This window comes from Acidovorax sp. Root568 (assembly GCF_001427445.1).
In the GTDB taxonomy this organism is placed as follows: domain Bacteria; phylum Pseudomonadota; class Gammaproteobacteria; order Burkholderiales; family Burkholderiaceae_C; genus Acidovorax; species Acidovorax delafieldii.
Genome location: NZ_LMGP01000001.1, coordinates 211,394 through 228,101, shown reverse-complemented (window position 1 = coordinate 228,101; position 16,708 = coordinate 211,394). Strand labels below are relative to the sequence as shown.

The window sequence follows — 16,708 nt, the reverse complement described above, 5'->3', positions numbered from 1 at the left end:
CTGCCCAGACCCTCACTGCCATGTTTCCTGCACCCACTTGCCCCTCGTGCCGCCAACCCATGCAGGCACACCGCTTTGCCAGCAACCTGGGCGATTCGCTGGAGCTGGACATCTGCTTTGCTTGCCAGGGCCTGTGGTTTGACCGGCACGAGAACCTGAAGCTCACGCCCCAGTCCGTGGTCGAGCTGTTTCGGCTGCTGCACGAGCACCGTGTGGACCAGCACCAGGCCCTGGCCGAGAGCATGGCCTGCCCGCGCTGCAACACCAGCCTGGCCAAGGGTTACGACGTGGTGCGCAGCGGCCGCTACATGGTGTACCGCTGCGGGCGACAGCATGGGCGCTTCAGCACCTTCTCGTCCTTCATGGTCGAAAAAGGCTTTGTGCGCCACATGACGCGCCCCGAGATCGACGACCTCGCCAAGCGCGTGGGCGCCATCTACTGCACCAGCTGCGGCGCGCCCGTGGACATCCGCAAGGACCACGCCTGCCCCTACTGCCGCGCCGCGTTCTCCCTCATCGACCCCCAGGCCGTGGTGCGCGCCATGGAGGGCTATGCCGCCGCGAGCGCCAAGGCACCAGCGGCGCCGGCATCGCCCGTGGACATTGGCGACGCCCTGGTGGCCCTGGAGCGCGACCGCACCCGGGCCGAGCGTGAGCGCCAGAAACGGGCGTTCACCACGGCCAGCAGCGACGCCAATGACAGCTCGTTCACCGGGGACCTGCTGGCCGCCGGGGTGGCGCTGGTGTGGGCGCTGGTGAAGGACTAGGGATTCAGCGTCGCGCTGGCCGCAAGCCCCGCCAGTGCATTGACATACCGCAGCACGCGCTGCGGTCATTCACGACAGACTGGAGCAGACCGTTCAGAATGGTCCAAGAACCTGTTCTGAGGTCCCGAGGCCCTTGCCCTGGGCCACCCACGCAACCGTGGCGCCCGCAGCCACTGGAGGAGCGCCCCGTGCCGCAGTCCCCCACCAGACGCCCTGTCCGATCGCCGCGCAGCCCTGCGCCACCGGCGCGTGCGCTCCACCGCACCGGCAGCCTGCTGCAGCGCGCGCAGCTGCCCCCCGTGCCCAGCACCTTGCTCATCCCTTTGGCCGCGCGTGCCCACGGCGGGCGCTATTTCCCCTGGCTCGACTGCCACGATGCCGTGGCCCAGGCCTTGCTGACCCAGTTGGGTGCCGATGTGAGCAACACCCTGGACGACCTGCCCACGGTGCTGCATGTGCTGTGGCGCACCCGCGCCATCAAGGAGGCGGGGCGCGCCTTTTTTGCCGAGCACCCGCAGGCCCTGGGCGTCAACCTGGGGTGTGGCCTCACGCACCACTTTCAGTGGCTGGACTCGGGGGCCAACCAGTGGCTTGATGCGGACCTGCCTGCGGTGATGGCGCTGCGCAAGCCCCTGTTGCCGCCGCAGTGCCCGCGCATGCGCCATGCCGATCTGGACTTGTCGCAAACCGGCTGGTGGCAGCGGCTCGGGCTGCCCGCGCAGCGTACCGCCCTCCCGGTGCTGCTGGTGTGTGAGGGCGTGTTGATGTACCTGCCACCCGCGCAGGTGCATGCCGTGCTGGCCGAGTTTGCGCAGCACGCGCCACCGGGCTCGCGCATGGTGCTGGATGTGATGACGCGCCAGGCCGTGGGTTGCGCGGCCCGCCACGCCAGCGTGGGGCCTACGGGCGCGGAGTTTCGGTGGGGGGTCGGCCGCATGGCAGAGCTGGCGGCCGTGCACCCGCGCCTGCAGCTGCTGCGCGAGCAAAGCGTGGCGGAGGGCTACGGCTGGGCCGGTATTGCCATGGACATGTGGTGGCGCCCCTGGCTCGGTGCGCCGCTGTATGGCCTGGCCACGCTGGGGGTAAGGGACGGCCCCCCCTGAGTCGCTTCGCGTCGTCCCCCTGAGGGGGACGCCACCGGTGGCCTGGCAAAGCCAGTTCCACGGTGGCGCTGGCGTAGGGCGCGCCCGTTGCAGAGGTTGGCTACGGCCTGAGCGTCAGTGCGCGCATCCATTGGGGTGCCTTGCCCGTCAGCTGCCCCACGATGGCCGCCTGCAGCGGTGGCAGGCGCCGCGCGCCCTGCAGCACCAGTTGCCGCAGCAGGCGGGGCACCGGGCGGGCGTCGGTGTACAGGCGCACGATGGCGTTGGTGCCCTGGTAGATGGGCCAGGCGTGGCGGTGGTGGCCCTGGGCGTAGGGGGTCAGGGCGTCGGCGCTGCCAATGTCCTGCCCGCGCTGGCGGGCGCTGACCAGCGCGGCCGTGAGCCGCTCCACCCCCGCCAGCCCCAGGTTGTAGCCATGCGCCGTGACCGGGTGCATGCCCACGGCGGCGTCGCCCAGCAGCGCGCAGCGGTGGCCCGCAAAGCGCTGGGCGTACACGGCCACCAGCGGGTAGGCGTGGCGTTCGCCCACCAGCGCCATGGGTCCCAGCCGGTCGTTGAACTGGGCCTGCACCTGGGTGGCAAAAGCCTCGGGGCTTTGGGCCATCAGCGCGGCCGCGTCGGCCGCGCCCGCCGTGACCACCACCGAGCACAGCGCTTGTCCCGTCTGTGGGTCATCGGGCAGGGGCAGCACGGCCAGTGTGCGGTCGTAGCCAAAACATTCGTGCGCAACGTTGCCGTGGGGCAGGGCGTGGCGCATGCGGCAGACGATGACGGTGCGGCCAAAGTCGGTCATGTCTGCGCCAAGGCCCAGTTGGCGGCGCGTGGCCGAGAAGCGGCTGTCGGCGGCCACCAGCAACGGGGCGGTGAGGCGCTGGGGCGTGGCGTGGTCGCCAGGGCCCGTGTGGGAGGGCTCGCAGTCTAGCTCGGCATGGCCGGGCAGCGCGGCCACGCGGGTGACCTGGGTGCCGGTGAGCAGGCGCACGCCCGGGGTGCTCGCAGCCACCGCGTGGGCCGTGCGTCGCAGCGCGTGGTTGGGCACGATGAAGCCCAGGGCGCCGGGAGCTGACACATCGCCGTGGGTGCCGCTGGCCGCGTTCAGTTGCAGCGCGCTGTGGCGGCCCAGCGGGCCGTCGTGCACCTGGGCCTCGGCAATCTGGCCCACCTCGTGGTTGGCCAGGTGCGCCCAGCTGCCCAGCCGCTGCAACGTTGCCCGGCTGGGGTGGGTGAGGGCGATTTCGCGGCCGTCAGGTGCGGGCTGGGCCAGTGCGCGGTCGCCCTGCTGCTCCACCACGGTGGCGGTGAACCCGGCCTGCGCCAGGGAGATGGCCAGCGACAGGCCCGCCGGGCCTGCGCCGACGATGAGCACGTCGCTGTGGTGGGTGGTCATGGCGGGATGAATACAGGGTGACAAGGTGCCCGCCCCGGGTCGGGGAGGCCGCGCGCCATTGTGGGCGGGCGGGTTGGGGCACGCTTTGCCCTGCGTCAAGCCATGGCGTGGTGATGCTATCCAATTGATAGCTGCTAAGGCATATGGTTCTAGCGCCTGAGGGCTAAACAATCGAAAATTAGTCTCTAGTTGCCTTGCGCGGGGCTTTGCTGGACTTCTTTTTGGCCGGGCCTGCCTTCTTGCCGCGCAGGTGCAGCACCCAGGTGACCAGCAGCCACAGGTAGCCCGCCGGGATGCTGTACGCCGCAAAAGCCGCCAGCGACAGTGGTGGTGCGGTGATGGAGCGCGGGTTGGCAATGGTCTCCAGCAACTGGCGCGTGCCGGTGCCCAGCGTGGGCGTGGCGTGCTGGCTGCCCGAGCGGGCCATGAGGGCGCCCATGAAGGTGAAGAACTCCATCAGCAGCGCGCCGATCAGAAAACAGGCCAGCAGGGCCATCAGCTGTGCAAACGCCCGCCGGTTGCCCTTGGCCAGGAACACGATGGCCGACACCAGCCACAGCGCGGGCAACAACAGGACCAGGGCGGGCCAGGCGGACAGAAGAGTGGACATGGGAGACACGGCAGGTAGCAACAGGCAGCAGGGGCCGCTGGTGTGGGCACCAGCGATTCATCGGCAGGGCGCCTCCAGGAAGGCGGTCGAGTGCGGATGATAGAGGCTGCCTGTCACCGGCTGATTCCGGCGGGTCGCGCGACCCGTCTGCCACCGCCGGCCGGCGCTTACGCCGCCACAAAGTCGGCCACGGCCTGCAGCACCTCCGCCTGCTGCAGGATCTTGCGGTGCCCCAGCCCCTCGGTGGCCAGCAGCGCGGCACCCGGAATGTGGTCGCGGTACGCCTCGCCGTCGGCAAAGCGGTTGATGCGGTCGCCCCGGTCGTGCACCACCAGCGTGGGCAGTGCAATGCGCGGGCCCACGGCGGGGGGCTCGAACTGTCGCATCAGGATGCCCTCGCGCGCCTCGATGCGCCGCTGCATGGCGGCGCGGGTGCGTTCGGACAGGCCAAACACCTGCGCGAACAGGCGCGTGTATTCGTGCGGCGAGGCGGGCGGCGCCAGCAGCACCAGCCGCTCGGTGGCCAGGCCCCGGCTGGCCGCATGGGCCGCTGCGTTGGCCGCCAGCGAATGGGCCACCACGGCGTGGGGCGCCGAGTCCTGCGCGTGCAGGCGGGCGGTGGCGTATTCGATGGCACGGGCGAACTGCGGCAGGTTGCTCACGCGGCCCCGGCTGCCGCCGTGTGCGGGCAGGTCCACCAGCACCGGGCGCAGGCCGCGGGCGGCCAGGGCGTCGGCCAGCGGCAGCATCTGGCGCGCATGCCCGCCCCAGCCGTGCAGCAGCAGCACCGTGGGGCCGTGCGGCTGGGCCTGGGGCAGGTACAGCGTGATCTCGGCGTCTTCAAACGCCAGGCGCTCCGTGCGCCAGTGGCCCGGTGGCACGGCGCTGCGGCCCGGTTTGCGCAGGGGCAGGGGCGTGCCAAACAAGCGGTAGGCCGCGCGCACGGCCAAGGTGGGCCACAGGCGTTCGGCCGTGCCCAGCGCCACACGCAGCAGGCGCATGCCGGGGTGCTCGCCGTAGAAGCTGGACGTGGCCTGCAGCGCGGCGGATGGGGAGGTGTTCATGGTGGGACTCCAGGAGGGAGATGGGGGTAGATGGGGGAGGTGGACCGGGTGGACGGTCAGTAAAAGATCCAGTCCCGGTTGCTGCGCGGGAGGCTGGTGAGGGTGCTGCGTAGCGACCGGATGGCGCCCACTGCGGCCGCAATGGCGGCAATGCCCAGGATGATCAACATGGTGGTTCCTTTCTTCGCACGGTTGTGCGAAATTGGGACATAAAAAAACAAGAGCACTCCCTGGCACACCACCGCGTATCAAGCGGGGGAGGGGAGGTAACTCTTGACGATGCGCGCCCAGGACGCCTCGGTGCGTGCCACTGCCTGCGGATCGCGCAGGAAGCGAACGTCGTGCAACAAGCCCATGATCAGGCCATAGATCTCGCCCACCAGCTGGTCGGGGGATGTGTCGGCCGCCAGGTGCCCGGCCTCGATGGACTGGATCACGGTGCGGCGCAATGCGGCGCGCCAGCGGGTGATTTCAGCGTGCAGCAGGTCGCGCAGTTCGCCCTCGCGGTCGTCCAGCTCGAAGGCGCCGGCGGTGTAGATGCAGCCCGTGAATGCCTCCACGTCGCGCGTGCGGGCAATCCAGCGGCGCAGGATCTCCTGCAGGCGCGGCAGGCCCTTGGGCTGCTGCATGGCGGGTACGAACACGTCGACCAGAAAGCGGCGGCCAAACTCCTCGATCACTGCTTTTTGCAGCGCCTCGCGCGAGCCGGCCCGCGAGAACACGCCGCTCTTGGACAGGCCCACGCGGTCGGCCACGGCCTGCAGCGTGATCGACTCCAGCCCCTCGGCCGCAGCCAGGTCCAGCGCCGCGCCGACGATGGCGGCGCGGGTGAGTTCGGCTTTCTGGGTTTTGGCGTCCATGGCTGCAATTTAGCACGATTGTGCGAAACAAGGCAATCCCCGCGCTGTCAACCGGGCGACGGGTGTGGCTGGCCTCTGCCGGGCGCCGCTGGTACGCTGCGTCGCCATGGAGACAACACACAACACCCCGCCCTACATTCCCCAGATCCGCCTGTACCAGAACTGGCTGCGCGACCAGCGCGGTCTGCAGTTCGACAGCTACGACGCGCTGTGGCGCTGGTCCACCACCGACCTCGACGCCTTCTGGCAGAGCATCTGGGACTACTTCCAGCTGCAGTCGCCCACGCCCCACACGGCTGTGCTGGCGAAGAACACCATGCCCGGCGCGTTGTGGTTCCCCGGTGCGCAGGTCAACTACGCACGCCAGGCGCTGCGGCATGTGGATGCCGCCCACGCGGCGGACCTGCCCGCCATCATCAGCCGCAACGAAAAGGGCCAGCACCGCGAACTGAGCTGGCCCGAGTTGCGCCGCCAGGTCGCGTCGCTGGCGCTGCACCTCAAGGCCCAGGGCATCCAGCCCGGCGACCGCGTGGCTGCCTACCTGCCCAACGTGCCCGAGGCCATGATCGCCTTCCTGGCCACGGTGAGCATCGGCGGCGTGTGGAGCATCTGCGCGCCGGACATGGGCACGCATGCGGTGCTCGACCGCTTCCGCCAGATCGAGCCCAAGGTGCTGATCGGCGTGGACGGCGTGAGCTATGGCGGCCGCGACCACGACCGCCGCCCCGTGCTGGCCGAGCTGCGCGAGGCCCTGCCCAGCGTGCAGCACGCGGTGCTGCTGGGCAATCTGGATGCTTCTGTTTCGATAGCAGGCTGGGCAAGCTGGACTAGCGCTACCGCCCAAAACGATGCAGAAACGGCTGCCTTCGAGCCGATGTGGCTCCCGTTTGACCACCCGCTGTGGATCGTCTACTCCAGCGGCACCACCGGCCTGCCCAAGCCCATCGTGCACGGCCATGGCGGCACGGTGCTGGTGGCGCTGCAGCTCAAGGTGCTGCACAACGACATCGGCTGCAGCTACGAGGCCAACAGCTTTGGCGAGCGCTACCACTGGTACAGCTCCACCGGCTGGGTGATGTGGAATGCGCAGCTCAGCGGCCTGCTGTCAGGCACCACCTGCGTGATCTACGACGGAAACCCGGGCGGCAGCAAGGAGCACCCGGACTGGGGCGTGCTGTGGCGCTTTGCGGCCGAGACGGGCGTGACCTTCTTCGGCGCGGGCGCGGCGTTCTTTGCCAACTGCATGAAGGCGGGCATCACGCTCACCGACTACGGCGACCTCACGCGTGTCCGCGCGCTGGGCACCACGGGCTCGCCGCTGTCGCCCGAGGTGCAGCAGTGGGGCACGGCGCAGTTCGAGGCCATTGGCACGCGCGACATCTGGTGGAACAACATATCCGGGGGCACCGACTTTTGCGGCGCCTTCATCGGCGGCAACCGCGAGATGCCCCAGGTGCCCGGCGAGATGCAATGCCGCATGCTGGGCGCGGCCGTGGAGTCCTGGGACGCCGAGGGCCGCCCCGTGCAGGACGCGGTGGGCGAGCTGGTTTGCGCGCAGCCCATCCCGTCGATGCCTTTGTTTCTGTGGGGCGACAAGGACGGCAGCCGCTACCTGTCGAGCTATTTCGACATGTACCCCGCAGGCCACGGCCGCCAGCCCGGCGGTGGCGATGGCCCCGCGAGCATGGGCGCGGTCTGGCGACATGGCGACTGGCTCAAGATCGGCGCCAACGGCGGTTGCGTGATCTATGGCCGCTCTGACGCCACCATCAACCGCCACGGCCTGCGCATGGGCACGAGCGAGATCTACAGCGCGGTCGAATCGTTGCCCGAAGTGCTCGACAGCCTGGTGGTGGACCTGGAGTACCTGGGCCGCGAGAGCTACATGCCGCTGTTTGTGGTGCTGCGCCCCGGCAGCGTGCTCGATGATGCCCTGCGCGCCCGCATCAACGGCGCGGTGCGCATCGCTTTAAGCCCGCGTTTTGTGCCCGACGACATCTTTGCCGTGGCCGAGGTGCCGCGCACGCTGAGCGGCAAGAAGCAGGAGCTGCCCATCAAGAAACTGCTGCTGGGCCAGCCCATCGAAAAGGTGGTCAACAAGGACGCGATGGCCAACCCGGGGTGTCTGGACTGGTATGTGGCGTTTGCGGCGCAGCGGGCGAGTGCGCTCCAAAAATAATAGCTGCTAGCGCTTATTCAATAAGCGCTAGCGCCTTGTTTGGATACAAGGTTGAGTGCGACACCGAGGCGGGCTGCGCCCCAGGGGGTCAGTCCAGCTTTGCCCCCGATGCCTTGATCAGCCGCTCCCACACCGGGCGCTCCTTGTTCATGGCCGTGGTGAACAAAGCCGGTGAGCTTTTTTGCACGTCAAAGCCCATGGCTGTGATGCGCTGGGCCACATCGGGATGCTCGGTGGCTTTGCGGACCTCGGCCGCAACGCGCTCCAGGATGGCGGGCGGTGTGCCTGCGGGGGCTCCAAACGCCAGCCAGCCCGCCACGCGGTAGGCCTCGTCGTTCAGGCCCTGTTCGCCCAGCGTGGGCACGTTGGGCAGCGTGCCCATGCGGCGCTCGCCGCTCACGCCAATGGCCTTGAGCTTGCCGGCGTCGATGTGTGCCTTGACCTGCAGTGCGCTCGCAAAAGCAATCTGGATCTGCCCACCCAGCAGGTCCTGCACCATGGGCGCCTCGCCCCGGTAGGCCACATGGCTCATGTCGGCGTTCTGCGACTGGCTCATGTACGCGCCGGCCAGGTGCGGGTAGGCACCCGTGCCGTACGAACCATAGGCCACCTTGCCTTTGTTGGCGGCGATGTATTTCAGCAGCTCAGGCCCCGTGGCCACCGGCACGCTGGGGTGGGCCACCAGCACCAGGGGCGCGATGGCGATCTGGTAGATGGGCGCGATGTCCTTCTCGGGGCTGTACGGCAGCTTGGTGTACAGGAACTGGTTGGTGAGCATGGAGTTGCTCAGCGCCAGCAGCAGGGTGTAGCCGTCCGGTGCGGCCTTGGCCACCGCGTCGGTGCCGATGATGCCGGCCGCGCCGGGCTTGTTGTCGATGACCATGGGCTGGCCCAGGCCCACGGCCATCTTCTCGGCCAGCACGCGCGCCAGCACGTCGGTGGCGCCGCCGGGGGCGAAGGGCACCACCACCTTGATGGGCTTGTTGGGATAGGCGGCCTGCGCCCAGGCGGCGGTGCCGGTGCAGGCGGTGGCAGCGGCCAGCGCGGCGGCGCCGAGCCAGGAACGGCGGGTCAGGGCGTGGAAGGGCATGGGTTTGTCTCCTGTCATGGTTATAAAAATCACTCAGCGGGCTCCGCGATGCATGGTGGCGGGCCGGGGCCTGGCTGTCACGCCATGGGCCTATGCGGTCTGGGGGCTCCCTGGGGCGGGGCCGGTGGTGACGTGCACGGTGAGGGGCAGGGGCGCGAGCACTTCGCGCAGGCGGGTCTGCAGCGCGTCGGCGTCGGGGCCCGGGGCCACGGTCACGCGCACGGTGTTGTCGCCCTCGGGCTGTACCTGGGGGCAGGGGCTGCCTGGGGCTTGTCCGCACACGCCATCGACCAGCGCTTGCACCGTGTGGCAGGCCGCGCGCTGGCGCAGCTCGGGCTTGTAGATCTTGCCCACGTTGGTCACGGGCATGGTCTGCAGCACCTGCACCCAGCGCGGGCGGGCCACGGCCTCGTCCACGCGTTCGGCGGTGAAGGCCAGCAGTTCGGCCTCGGTCACCGCCGGTGCACCGGGCACCAGCGTGGCGTAGACCACGGGCAGCTCGCCCGCATAGGCATCGGGGGCGCCCACGGCGGCGCACAGCTGCACGGCGGGGTGGGCGCCCAGCGCGTCCTCGATCACCTTGGGGTCGATGTTGTGGCCGCTGCGGATGATGAGGTCCTTGGAGCGGCCACTCAGGTGCAGGCGGCCTTGCTCGTCCACAAAGCCCAGGTCGCCGGTGGCCAGCCAGCCGTCCTGCGTGAACGCCTTGGCCGTGTCGGCTGCGTCGAGAAAGCCCGAGAACAGGTTGGGCGACTGGAACAGCACCATGCCCGGCTGGCCGGGCGGCAGGTCCTGGTCGGACGCGTTGCCCTGCGCATCGAGCGCTACCACGCGCAGCTGGGTGTACGGCAGCCGCCAGCCCACGCAGCCTGCGGGCGCGTTGACGCCCGGTGGGGTGATGGTGGAGATGCCCGCCATTTCCGTCATGCCCAGGCTTTCGTGGATGTGCAGGCCAAACAGACGCTCAAACCGCGCCGCCAGCTCGGGCGCCAGGATGGCCGCGCCGGTGCGGCAGTAGCGCAGCGTGGCAATGTCGGCCCCATCCAGCGGCACGTTGGCCAGCGCCGCCAGCACCGTGGGCACGGCCGAGAGGTAGGTGCAGCGGTAGCGCTCCACGAGCCGCCAGTAGTTCGCAATCACCTCGCGGTTGCGGAACAGGCCGGTGGTGGGGATGATGGTCTCCACCCCTGCCGACAGCGCCGCCAGCGAGCCGGGCAGCACGCCCGCCACATGGAACAGCGGGTAGCCGTTGATGCCCACGTCCTCGGGCCGTATGCCCTGCATCTGCACGCTGCCCCAGGCGGTGAACACCTGTGCGCCGTGGCTGTGGCGCGCCAGCTTGGGCGCACCCGTGGTGCCGCCGGTGTGAAAGTACGCGGCGATGTCAGTGGCCACAATGCGGCGGCCGCTTACCAGGTGGTCGCCCGGTTGCTGGTGGCGCGCGGCCAGGTCGAGCACGCCTGGGGGCAGGGCGGGCGTGGTACCCGTTGCCTCATCGTGCGGAGCAACGCGCAGCACCGTGGTCAGGGTGGGTACCAGGGCGCGCAGGCGCAGGGCCTTGCTCCAGTAGCCCAGGTCGCCCTCGCCGCCGTAGGCAATCAGCACCTTGGCCCGGGCCAAGGTCATCATGGCCGCGATCTTCTCGTCGGTGAGCATGGGGTTGAGCGGCTGCACGATGCCCGCCGCCTCGCCGCCCCACAGGGCCAGGTGGTATTCGAGGCAGCCGGGCAGCAGCACGGCCACGGCGTCCTGCGGGCCCACGCCCAGGTGGTGCAGCAGGTTGGCCGTCTGGTGGATGCCGGTGAGCAGCTGCGCATACGACCAGCGGATGGGCTCGGCAGCCGGGTCGGCGGTGGGCAAAAAGGCCAGCGCCGTCTTGTCGCCAAACGCCGCCGCCGAATTCACAAAAATTTCGTAGGTGCTTTGCACCGGTAGCGCCTCGGCCAGGGGGCGGGCTTCGAGCCGTTCCACATCCTGCAGGCTGCGCACCGGGGCGCCCGGGGCAAAAGGACTGTGCAGGGGGGGCAACGAGGGGTGGCGCATGGGGTTGTCTCGGGTCTTGTGGGGAATCAGGTCGGTCACCGACGGTGCACATATGCGGCGTCGTCCTACCTGGCGGCGACCGCCGCTTGCCCACAGTCTGTCCGTGTGCCAGCGCAAAAGCAGTCACGCAGATGTCAGGGCAGGTTTTCAGGGCATACAGGCGATCCGCTGCGCGATGGACAACAGGCTCTTGACGCGCTGGTGGCGCTGCAGCACACCCATAATGGACCTTGTTGATTTCCACTGCGCGCCCCGCTGCGCGCCTTTACTTCATGAACACACCGCAGCCGCCCAAACGTTTTTCGATGATCCGTGAGTTCCACCTGGCCGACTGGTTCACGCTGGGCAACGCGGTCTGCGGCGTGGGCGCGCTGTTCTCGGTCATGTCGTACCTGGAGACCAGCAATGTGGTGCATGTGTACTTTGCATGTGCCCTGGTGCTGGCCGCGCTGATCTTTGATGTGCTGGACGGCCGCATCGCCCGCTGGCGCCAGAAAAGCTCGGCCATGGGCCGCGAGCTGGACTCGCTGGCGGATGTGATCTCGTTCGGCGTGGCCCCGGCCATCATTGCCTATGGCTGCGGCATGCAAGGCCTGTACGACCGCATCGTGCTGGCCTACTTTGTGGCCTGCGGCGTGTCGCGCCTGGCACGCTACAACGTCACGGCCGAAACGCTGTCGGGCGACGATGGCAAGGTCAAATACTTCGAGGGCACCCCCATCCCCACCTCCATCGTGCTGGTGGGCCTGCTGGCCCTGGCCGCCTGGCTGGGCGCAGTGCGCGAGAACCTGTGGTTTGGCAAGCTGCTGATCGGCGGCTTCACGCTGCACCCGCTGGTGCTGCTGTTTGCGGTGTCGGGGTCGCTGATGATCAGCCGGATTCGCATTCCGAAGCTCTGAGCCGCTGGCTAGCGCGTCCTTTCTTTGTGGATGTTGAACACCATGGCACTCCAAAAAATCGCAGCGTTCTCCGACGGCACCCAGGGCGGCAACCCCGCCGGTGTATGGATCGGTGACGCGTTGCCCAGCCCCGCAGACATGCAGCGCATCGCCGCTGAGGTCGGTTTTTCTGAAACCGCGTTCGCCGCCCCGCTGGGCGATGGCCGCTGGCGGGTGCGCTACTTTGCGCCCGAGAGCGAGGTGCCCTTTTGTGGCCACGCCACGATTGCCCTGGGCGCCGCGCTCGCGCAGCGCGAGGGCGACGGCGTGTTTGCGCTGTCGCTGAGCCAGGCCGAGATCACGGTCGAAGGCCGCCGCGCGGGCGATCTGGTGCAGGCGGCGCTGCAGTCGCCCCCCACGCGCAGCGGGCCTGTGCCTGCGGCGCTGCTGGCCGATGCGCTGGCCCTGTTTGGCCTCAGTGCGGTCGATCTGGACCCGCGCATTCCGCCCGCGCTCATCCACGGCGGTGCGGACCACCTGGTGCTGGCGCTGCGCAGTCGCGAGGCTCTGGCGGCCATGCACTACGCGCTGGACGTTGGCCGCACGCTGATGGTGAACGCCAAGCTGGTCACCATTGTGCTGGTGTGGGTGGAGTCCGACCGGCTGCTGCACACCCGCAATGCCTTTGCGTCGGGCGGCGTGCTGGAAGACCCGGCCACGGGTGCCGCCACGGCCGCGCTGGCGGGCTACCTGCGCGACCTGGGCTGGCCGCACGGCGGTGCCATTGACGTGGTGCAGGGCGAAGACATGGGCATGCGCTCGCGCCTGCGGGCCGAGATCGGGCCGGTGGCTGGCAGCTCCATCCGCGTGTCGGGAACGGCGCGGTGGATGGGCGATGGCGAATGATTTTTGCTATTGAAAATATAGCTGCTGGCACATAATTCACTAGCGCTACCGCCCGATTTGTGCAGAAAGCGGGCCAGCCGAGCACGTGGGGCTCTGTGCGCCCTGCCCGGTCTCCCGCTCAGGCGCTGATCTCGTCCTGGAGCCACTGCACAAAACGCAGCGTCTCCGGTGACGGGTCCGGCGCCATGCCCAGGTAGTGCCGCGTGAGCGGCAGCCGCAAGCTGGGCAGCGGCGATACCAGCCGCCCCGAGGCCAGATCGTGGGTGATCAACGACACCGGGGCCACCGCAAAACCCAGCCCATCCACGGCGGCCTGCAGCACAAAGTGCAGGTGGTCAAACTGCAGACAGCTGGCGGGCTGGAGCCTTGGCGCGTTCACCAGCCTCTTCCAGCTTTCCCAGTCCTTGCTGCGCGATTTGGACAGCAGCAGCACATGGGCCGACAGCGCCTCGGGCTGCGCCACCGGGCGCTGGGCGAACAGGGCAGGCGCGCCCACCACCAGCGCCTCGTCCTCCAGAAACGGCTGCACCTGCATGCCCGGCGGCCAACCGCGTGGGCCGCGCCGCAGGGCCAGGTCGAAGGTCTCGGTGGCATGGTCCGGCGCCAGCGTGCTGGTGATGACCTGGGGCTCAATGTCCGGATGCTGGGCCACAAAACCCGGCAGCCGAGGGATCAGCCACCGCACCGCAAAGCTGGGCCGCACATTGATCTTCACGCTGCGCAGCCCGGCATCGCCCCGCAGCGACTGGGCGGCAGCGCCGATCTGCGCGAGTGCTGGCCCGACCTGTGCGTGGAACTGGTGGCCCGCCGCGGTGAGGAGCACCTGCCGGGTCTTGCGCTCGAACAGGTCCACGCCCAGGTGGGCCTCCAGCGCCTTGATCTGGCGACTGATGGCGCTGTGGGTGACGTGCAGCTCCAGCGCGGCGTGGGTAAAGCTCTGGTGCCGCGCCGCCGCCACAAAGGCGCGGACGGCGTTCAGCGGGGGCAGGCGGGGTGGCATGCGTGCAATTTTGTCACGCATGGCGCGCAGCAATATCGTTTGTCGCGCCCGGCACTGCCGCGCACCATGCGGGCCATGCCACAGCCTTCAGACCACACCTTGGCCTCAGACCACCACTCGCGCCGCGCTGCCTTGGCGCTCGGCCTTGCACTGCCTGGGGACACGGTGCTCTACCTGCTGCTGCCGATGTTTGCCCCAGCGTTTGGCGTCACCCTGTTCGAGGCGGGCATTCTGCTGGCCGCAAACCGCCTTGTGCGCATTGCGGGCTACAGGGCGGTGGCGCGGTTTTATGCCCGCCATGGCGAGCGTCTCACCTGCTCGCTGGCCGTGCTGGCCGCCGCCGCGTGTGCGCTGGGGTACGCCACCCTCAGGGGCTTCATCGCCCTGTTGGGCCTGCGGCTGCTGTGGGGCCTGGCCTTTGCGGCGCTGAACCTCGCGACGCAGGCGCTGGCCACGGGCGAGCCTGTGGGCGCAGCGCGACGCGCCGGGCAGTCGCGCGCCTTTGCAGCGCTGGGGCCCATGCTGGCCCTGCCTGCGGGGGGTGTCTGCGCCCTGTGGTGGGAGCCCCGGGCGATCTTCTGGGTGTTTGCCGCCGTCGCGTTGTGCGCCTTGCTGGCCACGCGGCATTTGCCCGCCCAGCCGCATGCTCTGCCGCCACCGCCAAAGCGCTGGGGCAAGTTGCCGGATCGCCTGGACCGCTTTTCGTTCGTTGAGGGGTTGGTGCTGGACGGCCTGTTCATCATCGGCCTGTCGTACCTGGGCCGCGATGTGCTGCCAGGCCATCCGGTGGTTGTGGCGGGGATGCTGCTGTCGGTCCGCTATCTGGCCGAGATCGCGCTGAGTGTGGTGGGTGGCGACCTGGCCGAGCGCTATGGCGCCGAAGTGCTGCTCGTGGGTTTTGCGGTGCTCACGTCGCTGGCCCTGGTGGGTTTTGGCCTGGGGTGGCTGTGGACCAGCGCACTGGCCATCGTGATTTTGCGAGCCCTGCTGCTGCCGCTGTTGCCACCACTTGTGGCGCGCCGCACACCGGGGCCCGGGCGCATCCGGGCCCTGGCAACGCGGTCGGTCTGGCGGGACCTGGGCGCTGGTGCAGGCCCGGTGCTGGCGGGTGTGCTGCTGCCCATTGCGCCGTCCGCCTGGGTGTATGGCGTCGCAGCCTTGCTGCTGTCGGCCACGGCCATCGCCTGCTGGGCGCCGCGCGGCGATTGATCGTCTGCGCATCGACCATCGCTTTTTCTCACAAATCCTCTTTTTTTGGAGAACTCCCCTTGGACATCCACACCACCCTGATCCGCTGTGCCGGTGGCACGGTCGACCTGCCCGTGCGGCCCATGAACCACCGCAGCGATGGCGGGCATGTGCTGGTCCACCCGCCGCGCCCCGTCTGGGAACGCAGCGAGCTGACGCCCGAAGAGCTGGGGCATTGGTCGTGCCTGGTGGCTGCTACGGGTCGGGCCATGCTCGACACCTTGCCGCAGCTCGCCGGTGGCTGCCTGAACTACTGGGAGGCGGGCAACAACGCGCTGAACCCGCTGGCCCATCCCCAGGGGCCCAAAACGCCCGCACTGCACCGCAAGATGCACCTGCATGTATTTGGGCGAAGCCCCCGGGCCGCCCACCCGGACTGGCTGTGGGGCGAACCACCCCGGTTCCCGAATTTTGCGCAGTCTGAGGCCTGGACCGCGCAGTTCACACGGCTGGAGGACGATGAAGGCGCCGCGCTGGGTGCGCGCATTCAAGTGTTGCTGGATACGCGGTACGCACTGAGTCGGGTTGGCTGACAACACACGTCTGCAAAAGAATTGCTATCAAAATGGCAGCATTGAGCGCCTGTTGGTAAAGCGCTAGGCCGTGTTTTTATGAAAACTCTTTTGTCACGGGTACTACGCGACCACAGGCCGCCGGTTCACCAGCACGATGCCTGCCGCCACCAGCACCAGCGCTGCCACCAGCCCGGGCGTCACGGGCTCACCCAGCCACAGCGCGCCAAACAGCAGCGCAAACACCGGCGTGAGGAACACAAACACCGAGATCTTGGTGGCCGGGTAGTGCGCCAGCATCCACATCCAGGCGAGGTAGCTCACAAACGCACCCACCAGCGCCTGCACCAGCAGCGAACCCCAGGCAAAGCCGCTGAACTGCCAGACCCAGGCCTCACCCAGGCCCAGCGATAGCACTGGCAATACCGCCGTGCTCACCGCCACTTGATAGAAAAGCTGCTTGGCAGGCGCCACGCGTGCCAGGGGCGTTGTGCGGATGACCACCGTGGTCAGCGCCCACATCAGGCCCGCAGCCAGTCCCAGAAGATCTCCCAGCCAGCCTTTGGGCAGCGCCGTGCTGGCATGGCCCAGCAGCCCGTCGCCCAGCGCCAGCCCCACGCCCACAAACGCAGCGGCCAGTCCAAGCCACTGCCAGCCCTGCAGGCGCTCACCGGGGATGAAACGCGGCAGCAGCAATGCCACCCAGAAGGGCGACGCATACAAAAACACTGTGAGCCGCGAGGCGGTGGTGTACTGCAGCCCCAGATAGATGCACGCGAACTCGCCCGCAAAAAGCGCCCCCGCCAACAGCCCGGCACGCGTGGCCCCGGCGGGCTCGCCCGCGCCGGAAAGGCCTACACCACGCCACAAGCACCAGGCCGCTACCGCGACCGTGGCCAGCGCAAAGCGCACAAAGGCCTGGAACACGGGCGCCACCTCAGCCACCGTGGCCTTGACCAACACCTGCTGGAAGCCCCAGAACATGCAGCAGGCGAGCAGCAGGGAGATGGCGAGGGCGTCGAGATGGGGCTTGCGGTCATGGTGCATGGTGCGGTGTTTCG

Annotated in this window: 15 protein-coding genes; 7 read left to right on the top strand and 8 right to left on the bottom strand. The window is 68.9% G+C overall.

The window, feature by feature from the left end; genetic code table 11:
• Positions 1-20: 20 nt before the first annotated feature.
• Positions 21-767, top strand: a complete 747-nt coding sequence (locus ASD75_RS01040) for a zf-TFIIB domain-containing protein (RefSeq protein WP_056742379.1) — start codon at positions 21-23, stop codon at positions 765-767.
• A gap of 188 nt (positions 768-955) precedes the next feature.
• Positions 956-1,870: a class I SAM-dependent methyltransferase gene (locus ASD75_RS01035; protein WP_156400922.1), complete on the top strand. Its 915-nt coding sequence runs from the start codon at positions 956-958 to the stop codon at positions 1,868-1,870.
• A 100-nt stretch (positions 1,871-1,970) separates the two neighbouring features.
• On the opposite strand, the gene ubiM is transcribed toward ASD75_RS01035, so the two are convergent.
• The 4 genes from ubiM to ASD75_RS01015 all read right to left on the bottom strand — a co-directional run bounded on the left by ubiM (position 1,971) and on the right by ASD75_RS01015 (position 5,791).
• Positions 1,971-3,257, bottom strand: coding sequence for a 5-demethoxyubiquinol-8 5-hydroxylase UbiM (ubiM, locus tag ASD75_RS01030; protein WP_056742376.1), 1,287 nt, complete (start codon positions 3,255-3,257; stop codon positions 1,971-1,973).
• Between the two features lie 178 nt (positions 3,258-3,435).
• A complete protein-coding gene (locus ASD75_RS01025) occupies positions 3,436-3,867 on the bottom strand; it encodes a hypothetical protein (protein ID WP_056742373.1) in 432 nt (143 codons plus the stop codon).
• Between the two features lie 167 nt (positions 3,868-4,034).
• Positions 4,035-4,931 (bottom strand): alpha/beta fold hydrolase, encoded by an 897-nt coding sequence (locus tag ASD75_RS01020; protein ID WP_056742372.1) that lies wholly within the window; start codon positions 4,929-4,931, stop codon positions 4,035-4,037.
• A 248-nt stretch (positions 4,932-5,179) separates the two neighbouring features.
• Complete coding sequence (locus tag ASD75_RS01015) at positions 5,180-5,791, bottom strand: TetR/AcrR family transcriptional regulator (protein WP_056742369.1); 612 nt, start codon at positions 5,789-5,791, stop codon at positions 5,180-5,182.
• Positions 5,792-5,897: 106 nt separating this feature from the next.
• On the opposite strand from ASD75_RS01015, the gene ASD75_RS01010 reads away from it, so the two are divergent.
• Positions 5,898-7,970 (top strand): acetoacetate--CoA ligase, encoded by a 2,073-nt coding sequence (locus ASD75_RS01010; RefSeq protein WP_056742367.1) that lies wholly within the window; start codon positions 5,898-5,900, stop codon positions 7,968-7,970.
• 88 nt (positions 7,971-8,058) lie between these two features.
• Here the strand turns inward: ASD75_RS01010 and ASD75_RS01005 are convergent, their stop codons facing one another.
• Both ASD75_RS01005 and ASD75_RS01000 read right to left on the bottom strand, forming a co-directional pair.
• Positions 8,059-9,060 (bottom strand): tripartite tricarboxylate transporter substrate binding protein, encoded by a 1,002-nt coding sequence (locus tag ASD75_RS01005; protein WP_056742365.1) that lies wholly within the window; start codon positions 9,058-9,060, stop codon positions 8,059-8,061.
• A 90-nt stretch (positions 9,061-9,150) separates the two neighbouring features.
• Positions 9,151-11,103, bottom strand: coding sequence for an acyl-CoA synthetase (locus ASD75_RS01000; protein ID WP_056743141.1), 1,953 nt, complete (start codon positions 11,101-11,103; stop codon positions 9,151-9,153).
• A 272-nt stretch (positions 11,104-11,375) separates the two neighbouring features.
• Here ASD75_RS01000 and pssA point away from each other — a divergent pair, with 272 nt between their 5' ends.
• Positions 11,376-12,002: a CDP-diacylglycerol--serine O-phosphatidyltransferase gene (gene pssA / locus ASD75_RS00995; RefSeq protein WP_056057700.1), complete on the top strand. Its 627-nt coding sequence runs from the start codon at positions 11,376-11,378 to the stop codon at positions 12,000-12,002.
• A 42-nt stretch (positions 12,003-12,044) separates the two neighbouring features.
• Positions 12,045-12,887, top strand: coding sequence for a PhzF family phenazine biosynthesis protein (locus ASD75_RS00990; RefSeq protein ID WP_056743138.1), 843 nt, complete (start codon positions 12,045-12,047; stop codon positions 12,885-12,887).
• 118 nt (positions 12,888-13,005) lie between these two features.
• Here ASD75_RS00990 and ASD75_RS00985 read toward each other — a convergent pair whose 3' ends face one another.
• Positions 13,006-13,887: a LysR substrate-binding domain-containing protein gene (locus tag ASD75_RS00985; protein WP_056743136.1), complete on the bottom strand. Its 882-nt coding sequence runs from the start codon at positions 13,885-13,887 to the stop codon at positions 13,006-13,008.
• Positions 13,888-13,953: 66 nt separating this feature from the next.
• Between ASD75_RS00985 and ASD75_RS00980 the strand changes: the two genes are divergently transcribed.
• Positions 13,954-15,096: an MFS transporter gene (locus tag ASD75_RS00980; protein WP_056743133.1), complete on the top strand. Its 1,143-nt coding sequence runs from the start codon at positions 13,954-13,956 to the stop codon at positions 15,094-15,096.
• A gap of 59 nt (positions 15,097-15,155) precedes the next feature.
• Positions 15,156-15,668 (top strand): hypothetical protein, encoded by a 513-nt coding sequence (locus ASD75_RS00975; RefSeq protein ID WP_056742363.1) that lies wholly within the window; start codon positions 15,156-15,158, stop codon positions 15,666-15,668.
• A gap of 102 nt (positions 15,669-15,770) precedes the next feature.
• On the opposite strand, the gene ASD75_RS00970 is transcribed toward ASD75_RS00975, so the two are convergent.
• Positions 15,771-16,694, bottom strand: coding sequence for a DMT family transporter (locus tag ASD75_RS00970; RefSeq protein ID WP_056742361.1), 924 nt, complete (start codon positions 16,692-16,694; stop codon positions 15,771-15,773).
• Positions 16,695-16,708 lie beyond the last annotated feature (14 nt).